This window comes from Flavobacterium sp., assembly GCF_013823965.1.
In the GTDB taxonomy this organism is placed as follows: domain Bacteria; phylum Bacteroidota; class Bacteroidia; order Flavobacteriales; family Flavobacteriaceae; genus Flavobacterium.
Map to the genome: position 1 here is coordinate 1 of NZ_PNNA01000060.1, position 12,241 is coordinate 12,241.

Sequence of the window (12,241 nt, forward strand, 5' to 3'; positions counted from 1 at the left end):
CTACAGGTGCCGGAATGATGGACTGTAAAAAAGCTTTAGTTGAAGCTGATGGAGATTTCGATAAAGCTATACAAAACCTTAGAGAAAAAGGACAAAAAGTGGCCGCTAATCGTTCTGACCGTGAGTCTTCTGAAGGAGCTGCTGTTTCTTTTATCAATGCCGACAAAACCAAAGGAGCTATCATCACTTTAAACTGTGAAACAGATTTCGTAGGTAAAAACGAAGCTTTCGTAACTTTGGCTAAAGAATTAGTTGAAAAAGCAATCAACTTCTCTTCTAAAGAAGAATTCTTGGCATCAGATTTCAACGGAATTACTGTTGCTGAAAAATTAATTGAGCAAACTGGCGTTATTGGAGAAAAAATCGAAATCGGTGGTTTCGAAATTTTAGAAGGCGCTTTCGTTGGATCTTATGTTCACGTTAACAAAATTGCTGCTTTAACTGCAATTTCTGCACCAATTGCTAATGGTGACGTTTTAACTAAAGACATCTCTATGCAAGTTGCTTCTATGGGAGCTGACACACTATCTTACAAAGATTTTGACCCATCTTTCGTTGATTCTGAACTTGCTGCACGTATTGCTATCATCGAAAAAGAAAATGAAGAAGCAAAACGTTTAGGAAAAACATTGAAAAATGTTCCTAAATACATTTCTTTCTCTCAATTAACCGAAGAAGTGTTAAAACAAGCGGAAGAAGATGCTAAAGCGGAATTAAAAGCGGAAGGTAAACCAGAACAAATTTGGGATAAAATTATTCCAGGAAAATTGCTACGTTTCATCTCTGACAATACTACTTTAGATCAAGAAAAAGCTTTATTAGATCAAAACTTCATCAAAGATGATAGTAAAAAAGTAGGTGATTACGTTAAAGGATTCAACGTTGAAATTACAGGTTTCAAAAGAGTTACTTTAGGTTAATCTATTCTAAACTCAAATATAAAATCCCATTTCGAAGCAATTTGAAATGGGATTTTTATTTTAAAATCAGTTCAGTAATTTATTTCGTCTTCAAACTCGACTCTCTTTCTATGATACTCGTCTCCAATTCGATTGTTCTGGGAACAAACACCTTTCCGTCTTTGTGGCAAATCATTTCTTCAAGTAGTAAACCGAAAGCGGCAACTCCCATTTCGTAACTCGGTTGGTCTACAGTACTTAATTTTGGGGTTATTACTTGCGACATAAACCAATTGCTGAAACCAATTACCGCAATTTGATTGGGCACTTGAATCTCTTTTTCATTAAAATAGGCCAAAACCCCAACGGCAACCAAATCCGTGATGACAAAAATTCCATCCACATCAGGATGATCTTCCACAATTTGTTTGGCAAATTCCACGCCTTCTTCAAATGTGACATTTTTGCAAGTGTAAACCAATTTGGAATCATAAGGAATTCCATTTTTTTCCAAAGCTTTTTTATAACCTATAAAACGATCAATGGCGTTTTGTGGATTTTCTGGACCCCTAATATGGGCGATTTTTTTGCATCCCTTGTCAATTAAATGTTGAACTGCTTCCATCGCTGCTTTCTGGTCATTGATAATCACTTTGGAACTTGGAATTAATTTCGATATTTTGTCAAACTGGACAAAAGGAATTTCTTTTCGAAGGATTTCCTTGATGTGAAAATCATTGTTGGATTCATTGGAAAGCGACATTATGATTCCGTCCACCCTTTTATTGACCAAAAGGGCCACCTGTTTTTTTTCTAATTCCAAGGATTCATTCGACTGTAGAATAATAACGAGATAACCTTTTTTCTCGGCTTCGGCGATGATGCCATTGATTACGTTCGAAAAAAAATGATGTACCACTTCAGGGATGATTAACCCAATGGTTTTTGACTCTTTGGTTCGCAGGTTTACGGCAAAACTATTGGGCGTGTAATTTAGTTCATCTGCCAAAGCAACAACTGCTTTTCGAGTTTTCTCGCTTACGTCTGGATAGTTTTTTAATGCTTTTGAAACAGTGGTAATCGATATTCCCAAAGTTTCGGCAATTTCTTTTAGAGTAGTCTCTTTCATGTAACAAATATGAGAAAAAAATATTAAATATAATCGAAAACGTTTTCGGTGTTTTCGAAAACGTTTTCGAAAAAAATATGTTTAAATTTAACAGTTATAAAATTAGTTTTGAAAAAAAATAACCAAACTATTTATTAATCAAATAATTTTAAACCATGAAAAGAAGTAATTCAGTATTGAAAAAGTTGGGATTGATTGTGGCATTGCTGATTGTCAACCTATCCTTTTCACAAAATGAAACTGCAGCTGTTAGTGACACAATAAAAACGACTCAACTGGAAGATGTTGTCATAACTGGTGTTGTAAACCCAAAAGCAAAAATCAAGTCCAGCGTGTCAATCACGACTATGGACGTGAAACAAGTTGAGCAATCAGCACCTAGATCTACAGCAGAAATTTTCCGTTCCATTCCTGGAATTCGCTCCGAATCGTCCGGCGGAGAAGGAAACTCGAATATTTCGGTTCGTGGTGTGCCTATCTCATCTGGAGGGTCTAAATATTTACAAATTCAAGAAGACGGATTACCTGTGCTTTTATTTGGTGATATTGCCTTTGCAACAGCTGATATATTTACAAGATTTGACGGAAACGTTGCCAAAATCGAAGCCATTCGTGGTGGATCGGCATCTACTTTATCCTCCAATTCTCCTGGTGGAATCATCAACTTTATCAGCAAAACAGGAAAAACTGAAGGCGGAATGTTGAGAACTAGTTTTGGATTGGATTACAACAATTTTAGAACAGATGTTGACTACGGAACCAAAATTGGGGACGGTTTATATTTTCATGTTGGCGGTTTTTACAGAGCGGGTGAAGGTGTAAGAAAAACGGGTTCCACATCTAATAATGGTGGACAGGTAAAATTCAACCTTACGAAAGAATTTCAAAATGGAAAAGTAACGGTTTATGCCAAATTCTTAAATGACAGAGCTGCGGCTTACATGCCAATGCCGGTAAAAGTTACAGGAACAAATGCCAATCCAAGTTGGGGAAGCGTTAGTGGTTTTGATGCCACAACAGGAGCCTTGCAATCCATTTATTTGAACCACAATGTAGGTCTTGGTACCAATGGAGAATTAAGAAGAGAAAATGTTGCTGACGGAATGAATCCCATTTCAAAATCGATTGGTGTGAGTGCAGCATTTGATTTGGAAGACGGTTGGAAAATTACCGAAAATGGTCGTTATTCCTCAAACAGCGGTGGATTTATTGCTCCATTTCCAGCAGAAGTTGGTTCGGCTGCGGCAATTGCTGCTTCTTTTGGAGCAGGTTCCACATTGACTTATGCCGATTCAGGAACTCCATTTAACAATCCAAATGGATTAGTATCCAGAATTCACATGTTCGACGCACAATTAAATGATTTAAGCAACTTCATGAATGATTTAAGAGTGACTAAAAAATTTGATAACATAGGCGTTACTGCGGGTTACTTCAAATCTATCCAAAATATTTCTACATCTTGGTTGTGGAACTCCTATTTACAGGAAGTTTCGGACAACAACCCGCGTTTGATAAATGTGAAAAATGCCACTGGAAATTTATTGTCAGAAAATGGTTTGTATGCTTATGGCACACCAGCTTGGGGTAATTTAGCCCGTAATTATGACACACAGTACAATGTATCGGCTCCTTATGTAAACATTTCTATTGATGCAACTGAAAACCTTTCTCTTGAAGGTGGTTTGCGCTATGATTTGGGTAAAGTGTCAGGATCTTTTACTGGTGGTACATCAAGCACTCATGACATCAATAATAACGGAATTATTTCAGTTCCGGAACAAAATGTTTTTGCTGTAAATACCGCCAATGAAACTGCCGTAAATTACGATTACGATTATGTTTCTTACACTTTGGGCGCCAACTATTTATTGACGGCAAAACAATCTCTTTTTGCCAGATACAGCAAAGGTGCTTCCGCAAAAGCAGACCGTATTTTGTTTTCAGGATTGAATTATCTAGATGGAAGTAAAATCAATGCATTGGACTTTTTGACTCAAGCCGAATTAGGATACAAACTTAAGTTTCCAAAAGGATATGTTTATGCAACTGCTTTTCATTCTAAAACCGACGAGCAAGGTGGTTTTGAAGCTACTTCAAACAGCATCATCCAAAACAATTATAAATCGTATGGTTTAGAATTGGAATCTTCTTATAACGTGAATGACAATTTCAATGTACGTGGTGCTTTAACATACACAAAAGCGGAAATTACATCAGGTGGCAACAAAGGAAATGAGCCAAGAAGACAACCAAAATTGATGTACAATTTGATGCCAACTTATAACTTCTCTGGAAATAAAAATGCTGTAGGGTTGAGCTTTATTGGTCAAAGCAAAGCATTCGCACAAGATTCAAATCAATTGGTAATGAACGGTTTTGTAATCGTAAATGCATTTGTTGATTTTGAAATCACAAAAGGATTATCCGTAAATTTATCTGCAAACAACTTATTTGACACCTTGGCAATTACCGAGTCAGAAGAAGGAAACATCACAGACAATACGGTAAATTACGTAAGAGCAAGACCAATGCCGGGAAGATCGGTTTCTATGGCTTTATCTTATAGATTTTAATCAATTCCTGTATTTAGTTTATGAACAATTCTTGTATCTCAAAAGTACAGGAATTGTTTTTAATAAAAATCGAGTTTATTATAAGATTCTTTAAACGTGTCGAAATTAAAAAAATCGTTTATTTGTTTCATTCTTTTTCCATTTAATGATCTAATAAAATAACTTCCCAAGCTATGTTCAAAAAGACAAAACTGAATTTCTGGCAGATTATCAATATGAATGTGGGTTTTTTTGGAATTCAATACAGTTTTGGTTTGCAACAAAGTGCTGTTAATCCTATATATGACTTTTTACATGCAAGTCCAGATCAAATTCCGATACTTAATCTTGCTGGGCCATTAACGGGATTATTGATTCAACCCATTATTGGCGCGATGAGTGACAAGACATGGCATCCAAGATGGGGAAGAAGAAAACCGTACTTTTTTATTGGAGCCATCATTTGCAGTATCGCGTTGTTTCTATTCCCGTTTAGCAGTTCCTTATGGATGGCCGCTGGTTTGCTTTGGATTTTAGACGTAGGAAACAACACCGCCATGGAACCGTATCGTGCTTTTATTGCAGATACTCTGGACGAAGAACAACAACCCGTAGGTTTTCAGGCTCAAAGTTTTTTTACAGGGTTCGGACAGTTTCTGGCTTATATTTCTCTTTTTCTGTTTCCAATTGTTTTTGTTGGTTATACAGGATCGTTGCCCACTTGGATTTATGCCTCCTTCTTTTTAGGAGCAATCCTTTCTGTAACTTCCATTTGGTGGAGTATGAGCAAAACCAAAGAAATTCCGCCATCAGCAGAAGAATTAGCGATTTTAAAAGCGGAACCATTAAACATCTTTTCGCCCTTCATTGATATTTATAAAGCCGTTTTAGAAATGCCAACAGTGATGTGGCAACTGTTTTTGGTGTATTTGTTTCAGTGGTATGCAATGATGTGCTATTGGCAAAACAATTCGAAAAGTATTGCCTTGTCTGTGTGGAATGTCACTCCAAAGGATGCGATAAATTACGAAAAAGCTGTAGAATGGAATGGTTTAATTGGCGCTTTTGGATTTATAGTTACATTTTCAATTGCCTTTTATTTGGCCAAATTAGCCAAAAAACACGGCGCAAAAATGATTCATTTTGGGTGTCTGCTTTTTGGAGCTAGTTCTTTTTTGTGGTTTCCAACTGTAGAAAATCAATACCTGTTTTTTGCAGTAATTATTGGCTACGGAATTGCTTGGGCAAGCATGATGGGTATTCCTTATTTGATGGTCGTAGCGGTTGTTCCAAAAGAACGTTATGGAGTTTATATGGGAATCATAAACATGATGATCGTGATTCCAATGATTATCCAAAACCTGTCCTTTGGTTACATCTTAAAGAACTTCTTGGATAATGACCCTCGTCAAGCCATTCGTTTTGCGGGTGTATTATTAGTGCTTGCTGCTATTTGCACCTTGTTAATCAAAATAAAAAACACAAAATTAAGTGAATAATGTAATACATAATAATATGGATGAAATAGATATCCTTTGTGTAGGTGAAGTCCTAGTCGATTTTATTGGGCATCAAGAAGGGGTACTCATCAATGAAACTAGAGATTATCACAGGTATTTAGGAGGTTCGCCCACTAATGTTGCCATGAATTCAACGCGATTAGGGTTGAATACCATTATGGTTGCAACTGTTGGAAACGATGGTTTTGGATCCTATATTACGAAACGATTAGAGAGTGTTGGCGTGAACACAAACCATCTTAACGTCCTGGATGATAAATCGACTAGCGTGATTTTTGTTTCAAGATCCGAGGGAACACCAGATTTCATTCCGTATCGTTCAGCAGATTGTTGCATTTATGAAGAACAAATTTCAAGAGAAATACTATCCCGTACAAAGATATTTCACACCACTTGTTTCGCATTGAGTAAAAATCCCGCGCAGAAAACCATCTTAAAGAAAGCACAAGAAGCACACGATTTAGGATGTCAGTTAAGTATCGATGTCAACTATGCCAAAAAACTGTGGAAAAGTCAAAAAAAGGCTTTTAAAGTAATAAAAACCTATTGTCAGTATAATCCATTAATAAAAATTAGTGAAGATGATATGCTGCGTCTTTTTGAGAAAGAACTTCCCCATCAAGAAATATTTGATTTTTTTCATCATCAGGGAGTAGACACGGTTTGCTTGACTTTAGGCAGCAAAGGGGTAAAATTATCTCAAAAAGGAAAAGAAGTCATACAAATGCCGGCAATAAAAATTGACAAAGTTTTGGACTCCACAGGAGCGGGTGATGCTTTTTGGTCCGGATTTTTATTTGCTCACATAAAAGAAAAATCAATCAATCAATGTCTGGATATTGCTTTAAAATTAGCAGCTTTAAAACTACAAAATGTAGGTCGATTACCGGACAACATCAACATTCTATCTAAACTTTTGTAAATACGATGCAACAAAATAATAAAAAAATCAGCAATGGTGTAATGCTCAATATTTATCCGGATAGCATTGGAGAAAAATTTAGTGACACCATAACCATGCTTAAAATGCCCGATTTTAAAAAAGTGTTCTCTTTACTATACGTGTTGCCTACCTTTTTTAATAGTGATTTAGACAGAGGTTTTTCTATTATTGATTATGACATAAATAAAGATTTAATAGACCCCAAAGATTTAAAGGACTTGAATGAACTCCAGATAAAGCTGAAGTTTGATATTGTGCTAAATCATCTTTCGGTAGCTTCACCGCAGTTTAAAGACTTATTGGAGCACGGAAATAAATCTAAATTCAAAGACTTTTTCATCAATTGGAATGAGTTCTGGGAAGGTAACGGACTAAAAAATGAAGACGGAATTGTAATTCCAAAACCAGAGTTTCTCAACAAATTGTTTATGAGAAAAACGGGCTTGCCCATATTGAAAGTGCGTTTTCCAGATGGTACGGAACAACCGTATTGGAATACTTTTTATCAACAAATAACCTACAATCCGATTGCTGTAACAGATTTAAAAAACATAAAAGGATTAACTGAAGAGCAAAACCTATTTATTATTGACCTCATTAATACTGCAATTAAAGATAATCAAGATTTTACAACCATTAATTTTGAAGATTGCACTCCATTTAAATCAGCAATTTTACAAATTATAGAACAAAAGCGCTCCTATTTAGGACAAATGGATGTCAATGCGGCATCGCCTTTGGTGTGGGAATTTTATAAAGAAACTCTAAAAAAATTAAGCGAATACGGTTGTAATATCCTTCGATTAGACGCGTTTGCCTATTTGCACAAACAAGTAGGAGAATCCAATTTTTTCAATAAACCGGGAACTTGGGAGTATTTAGAGCGTATTAAAAAAATAGCACAACAAAATGATTTGATGCTATTGCCCGAAATTCACGCAGAATATGGTTTGCATTTACATGATGAAGTCGCCAATGAAGGATATCACATTTATGACTTTTTCTTGCCTGGTTTAACGATACATACCATCGAAAATAAAACCAGTAAAGCCTTGATAAAATGGGCTAAAGAAATTGTTGCCAAAAAATATAAAACAGTAAACATGCTGGGTTGCCACGATGGAATACCTGTTCTGGATTTGAAAGGCAAGGAAGTAAATGGTGTTTATAACAAAGGATTACTAGAAGATGCCGAAATCGAAAGCATCATGAATACAATTATGGAACGTGGCGGTCGAGTAAAAAATCTTTACGACCCTTCTGGGAATAAAATTTCTTATTATCAAATCAATGCAACCTTTTTTAGTGCATTGGGAGAAGACGAACAAAAGTTGCTTCTTGCCAGAGTCATTCAAATGTTTATGCCGGGAATACCGCAGGTTTGGTATCTAGATGTTTTTGCTGGTAAAAACAATTACGAAGCAGCAGATAATGGTGGAAGTGCCGGACATAAAGAAATTAATCGCACCACATTGACAATGCACGATATCGAACAAGGGCTTAAAAGAGAAGTTGTTGCAAAACAGCTAGACATTATTCGTTTAAGAAATACGTCGAATGCGTTTTCAGGTCAAATAGAAATCAATGATACAATAGATAGCATTATAGACATCAAATGGATAAATGGCAACACGATAGCGCACTTAAAAGCAAACCTTCAAACTAATGGTTTCACAATTGACCAAACGGAAAATAATTTGACAAACACCATGTTTTTTTAAATTCCAAAAGCAACAGCCTAGACATATTTATGCAATATTAATGTAAACAATGGCTTAAAATAATTTATTCCGGTCTTAAACAAACACAAATCCAAAAATAAAACTCTATTTTTGGGTATTGAAAATTTAGAAGAACAGGAATATTATATGGAAAATAAAACAAGATGCGGCTGGTGTTTATCCAGTGATTTGTACAAAAAATACCACGATGAAGAATGGGGAATTCCCGTTTATGACGACCAAAAATTGTTCGAATTCCTGATTCTCGAAACTTTTCAAGCGGGTTTGAGTTGGATAACCATTCTAAAAAAAAGGGAAAACTTCCGATTAGCTTTCGATGATTTTGATTATCTAAAAGTTGCCCAATATCCCGAAGACAAAATTCAGGAATTAATGCAAGATGCCGGAATCATTCGCAACCAATTAAAAATTCGTGCTGCTGTTTCCAATGCGGTTGCCTTCATGAAAGTGCAGGAAGAATTTGGCAGTTTCAGCAAATACATCTGGAACTTCACCGACGGAAAACCAATTGACAACAAACGACAATCCTTAAAAGAAGTTCCCGCCACTTCCCCACTTTCAGACGAAATTAGCAAGGATTTAAAAAAACGAGGCTTCAAATTCGTGGGTTCCACAGTAGTTTACGCCCACATGCAAGCCACAGGAATGGTCAACGACCACGTGGAAGATTGTTGGACGAAAATTGATTCTTGATTCAAAAACCTAAAAGACCACATCGGCTCCAACCGCAATTATCCCTTCATTTAAAGAAAAAATATTTGTTCCAAAAAGAACATTATTGTTTGAAGTTCGATAGGTGCTTAATGTTTTTAATGGTTCTTTCATCATAATTCCCGTCATCGGATTGTTGTTGATCATTACGCATCGTCCGCAAGGTTTGGCGTTTTGAAATTTCACGCTCCCAATTTGAAAAACAGTAAAAAAATCTTCTTCGTGGGGAGTTTCAGTGCTAATCACGATATTCGGCCTAAATCTTTTAATCGTTACTTTTTCTTCCAATTTTTCGTTTAATGCATCCAAACTTTTAGAACCTATTAACAAATAAGGATAACCATCGGCAAGACTCACATTCAGGGTTTGATTAAGTTTCGTGCTTATGTGTTTCCTATCGCCTTTGTTGATGATTTTAACTAATTTACAACTAAAACCAAGTGCTTCGCTAAACCATTTTGAAGTTGCTTTGTTGACTTCAACCACTTTGCTTTCGTCATCCCAAACTTTTGAAAAAATATGTTCGTCTAAACTTTCGCTAATGAAAAATTCATGTTTTTTATCCTGATGCAAAATTTCAATCTTGTCTTCCTTGATTTGGGGATAAAACTGGCTCAAATTAGGATGTTTTCGTTGGGTTATAAACTGGTTTTCTTCGTCGATCAACATCCATCTTCGGTCGTTTTCGAAGCCCATTTCTTCGGCTTTGGCACTTTGAACAGCAATTCCGGCCAAACTTTTGATGGGATAGAGATACAATTCTTTTACAACATATTTCATAATCATTTACTTTTTTAACCTTTCCATAAAATCCGTTCTTTCCATTTCGCGGCAACCCAAACTTTCGAGATGTTCATTGTAAACCTGACAATCCAAAAGCTTGTAATTTCCTTTTTTTAATTGGTTGACCAAAGCTATGAAAGCCACTTTTGAGGCATTCGAAACTTTGGAAAACATACTTTCCCCGCAGAAAACATGACCCAAATCAACACCATACAAACCGCCCACCAACTTCTCGTTTTGCCAAACTTCAACTGATTTTGCAATTCCCAATTCGTTCAATTTGCAATAAGCTTCAATCATGTCGTTAGTAATCCAGGTTCCGTTTTGACCGTCTCGTTTTATCTTTTGGCAATTCGAAATTACTTCCCTGAAATTCTGGTTGAAAGTAACCGTGAAAATATTTCGATTAAGAATATTTCTCATGCTTTTTGAAATCACCAATTCGTCCAAAAACAACACCATTCTGGGATTGGGCGACCACCAAAAAATGGGTTCGCCTTGCTCAAACCAAGGAAATATTCCGCTGTTGTAGGCCAATAATAATCTTTCTGGAGACAAATCGCCACCAATGGCCAAAATCCCATCCGAATTGGCTTCGGAAACAGGAGGAAAAAATAATTCTTTGGATAAAAAATACATAGTCTTGGAACAAAAGTATAAATTTGGCAAAGCTAATTTACATTTTAAATTCCAATCCCAAAATTTTTATAAATTCCATGAAAATCAAACTCACGACACTTTTATTTTCCTTGTTGGTTTTTATGGGAAATGCCCAGTCGAAAGACACGATTGCCGCAATAAAAAATCAAGACAAAATCTCGTGCAAACAATTTATTGCTCCCGTTGCTCTCATAACCGCGGGAACTTTGCTTTTGAACAAGGCGCTTAATGATAATTTACAATCAAATGCCAACAACTTTTTTGGCAGAAATTTCAATACAACTGCCGACAATTATCTTCCATTTGTTCCTGTTGCCCAAATCTATCTTGGAAAAACTTTTGGACTCAAACCAAAAAATGATTTTCAACACCAGACTATCAACATAGCCATCGCGAATGCCATTATGGGAACCGTGGTTTTTGCTTCCAAAAATATATTCCAACAAGAAAGACCCGATCAATCTGACAATTTAAGCTTTCCGTCAGGACATACGGCAACTGCTTTTACCAATGCTTCCTTGCTCTATTATGAGTATAAAGATTCTAATTTATGGTATGCCAGCAGTGGCTTTTTGTTTGCAACGGCAACGGGAATTCTCCGAATTGCCAACAACAAACATTACACCTCCGATGTTCTTGCCGGAGCAGGTATTGGTTTGGCAACGGGATTGATTGTTTCGCACTGGAATCCGTTTCAGCCCGTGACATTTAGAAAAAAGAAAAAAACAACCGCTTTTATTTATCCACAAATTGGAAGCCAAATTGGGATGGGAGCCATTGTTCAACTAAATTAACATCCGTTAAAATTTTACCATTAAGGCATATAAGATCATTTTGGCCAAAGCTATTTGATTGTTTAAGTCAAAAAAAAAATCCTTGAAAATTTCAAGGATTTTTTTTTATTAGAACGGTAAATCGTCCGGTTCTTCTTCGTTGATGCTTGTTGCGGGTGGAAATGCAGCAGCAGCTGGCATTGGTGGCGCTTGAGGTGCAGGAGCTTCGGCTTGAGCTTTGGCAATTCTCCAACCTTGGATGGTATTGAAATAAACCGTTTCTCCTTGTGGGTTGGTCCATTCGCGACCTCTCAAGTTGATGTCGATTTTTACGGATTCTCCCACTTGGTAATTATTCAACAAATCACATTTGTCCTGAACAAACTGAACCAAAATATGTTGTGGATATTGTTCGTCTGTTGTAACAACAACATCTCTTTTTTTGAAACCTGCAGATCCAACCTCTTTGGTTTGATCGATCATTTTGATTTTTCCTGTAACTTCCATCTTAATTTTATTTATTTAT

Annotated in this window: 11 protein-coding genes; 7 read left to right on the forward strand and 4 right to left on the reverse strand. The window is 36.2% G+C overall.

Features of this window, described 5'->3' with window-relative positions:
* The coding region (gene tsf / locus C0430_RS06955; RefSeq protein ID WP_290867227.1) for a translation elongation factor Ts at window positions 1-920 on the forward strand (920 nt) is incomplete at its 5' end.
* A gap of 79 nt (window positions 921-999) precedes the next feature.
* Here the strand turns inward: tsf and C0430_RS06960 are convergent.
* On the reverse strand, window positions 1,000-2,028 hold the full coding sequence (locus C0430_RS06960; RefSeq protein ID WP_290867229.1) for a LacI family DNA-binding transcriptional regulator: 1,029 nt from the start codon (window positions 2,026-2,028) through the stop codon (window positions 1,000-1,002).
* 155 nt (window positions 2,029-2,183) lie between these two features.
* On the opposite strand from C0430_RS06960, the gene C0430_RS06965 reads away from it, so the two are divergent.
* From C0430_RS06965 to C0430_RS06985, 5 genes are all read left to right on the forward strand, one after another.
* Window positions 2,184-4,604 carry a TonB-dependent receptor gene (locus tag C0430_RS06965; RefSeq protein ID WP_290867231.1) on the forward strand — a complete coding sequence of 807 codons (2,421 nt, stop codon included), beginning with the start codon at window positions 2,184-2,186 and terminating at the stop codon, window positions 4,602-4,604.
* A 173-nt stretch (window positions 4,605-4,777) separates the two neighbouring features.
* Window positions 4,778-6,082, forward strand: coding sequence for an MFS transporter (locus C0430_RS06970; protein WP_290867233.1), 1,305 nt, complete (start codon window positions 4,778-4,780; stop codon window positions 6,080-6,082).
* Window positions 6,083-6,098: 16 nt separating this feature from the next.
* A complete protein-coding gene (locus C0430_RS06975; protein ID WP_290867235.1) occupies window positions 6,099-7,025 on the forward strand; it encodes a PfkB family carbohydrate kinase in 927 nt (308 codons plus the stop codon).
* Window positions 7,026-7,030: 5 nt separating this feature from the next.
* Window positions 7,031-8,767, forward strand: coding sequence for a glycosidase (locus C0430_RS06980; protein WP_290867238.1), 1,737 nt, complete (start codon window positions 7,031-7,033; stop codon window positions 8,765-8,767).
* Window positions 8,768-8,914: 147 nt separating this feature from the next.
* Entirely contained in the window at window positions 8,915-9,481 is a 567-nt protein-coding gene (locus C0430_RS06985) for a DNA-3-methyladenine glycosylase I (RefSeq protein ID WP_290867323.1), read from the forward strand.
* A 9-nt stretch (window positions 9,482-9,490) separates the two neighbouring features.
* On the opposite strand, the gene C0430_RS06990 is transcribed toward C0430_RS06985, so the two are convergent.
* The gene (locus tag C0430_RS06990; RefSeq protein ID WP_290867240.1) at window positions 9,491-10,279 is read right to left on the reverse strand and encodes an MOSC N-terminal beta barrel domain-containing protein; all 789 of its coding nucleotides are present in this window, start codon (window positions 10,277-10,279) and stop codon (window positions 9,491-9,493) included.
* Between the two features lie 6 nt (window positions 10,280-10,285).
* Entirely contained in the window at window positions 10,286-10,921 is a 636-nt protein-coding gene (gene aat, locus C0430_RS06995; RefSeq protein ID WP_290867242.1) for a leucyl/phenylalanyl-tRNA--protein transferase, read from the reverse strand.
* 77 nt (window positions 10,922-10,998) lie between these two features.
* Here aat and C0430_RS07000 point away from each other — a divergent pair, with 77 nt between their 5' ends.
* Entirely contained in the window at window positions 10,999-11,736 is a 738-nt protein-coding gene (locus C0430_RS07000) for a phosphatase PAP2 family protein (RefSeq protein ID WP_290867244.1), read from the forward strand.
* 108 nt (window positions 11,737-11,844) lie between these two features.
* Here the strand turns inward: C0430_RS07000 and C0430_RS07005 are convergent, their stop codons facing one another.
* Entirely contained in the window at window positions 11,845-12,222 is a 378-nt protein-coding gene (locus tag C0430_RS07005; protein ID WP_290867247.1) for a DUF3127 domain-containing protein, read from the reverse strand.
* Window positions 12,223-12,241: the final 19 nt, after the last annotated feature.

Coding starts and splice junctions, on each gene's coding strand:
- C0430_RS06970 (WP_290867233.1), top strand. CDS start 4,778: ATGTTCAAAAAGACAAAACTGAATTTCTGGCAGATTATCAATATGAAT.
- C0430_RS06975 (WP_290867235.1), top strand. CDS start 6,099: ATGGATGAAATAGATATCCTTTGTGTAGGTGAAGTCCTAGTCGATTTT.
- aat (WP_290867242.1), bottom strand. CDS start 10,921: ATGTATTTTTTATCCAAAGAATTATTTTTTCCTCCTGTTTCCGAAGCC.
- C0430_RS07005 (WP_290867247.1), bottom strand. CDS start 12,222: ATGGAAGTTACAGGAAAAATCAAAATGATCGATCAAACCAAAGAGGTT.
- C0430_RS06985 (WP_290867323.1), top strand. CDS start 8,915: ATGGAAAATAAAACAAGATGCGGCTGGTGTTTATCCAGTGATTTGTAC.
- C0430_RS06965 (WP_290867231.1), top strand. CDS start 2,184: ATGAAAAGAAGTAATTCAGTATTGAAAAAGTTGGGATTGATTGTGGCA.
- C0430_RS07000 (WP_290867244.1), top strand. CDS start 10,999: ATGAAAATCAAACTCACGACACTTTTATTTTCCTTGTTGGTTTTTATG.
- C0430_RS06990 (WP_290867240.1), bottom strand. CDS start 10,279: ATGAAATATGTTGTAAAAGAATTGTATCTCTATCCCATCAAAAGTTTG.
- C0430_RS06960 (WP_290867229.1), bottom strand. CDS start 2,028: ATGAAAGAGACTACTCTAAAAGAAATTGCCGAAACTTTGGGAATATCG.
- C0430_RS06980 (WP_290867238.1), top strand. CDS start 7,031: ATGCAACAAAATAATAAAAAAATCAGCAATGGTGTAATGCTCAATATT.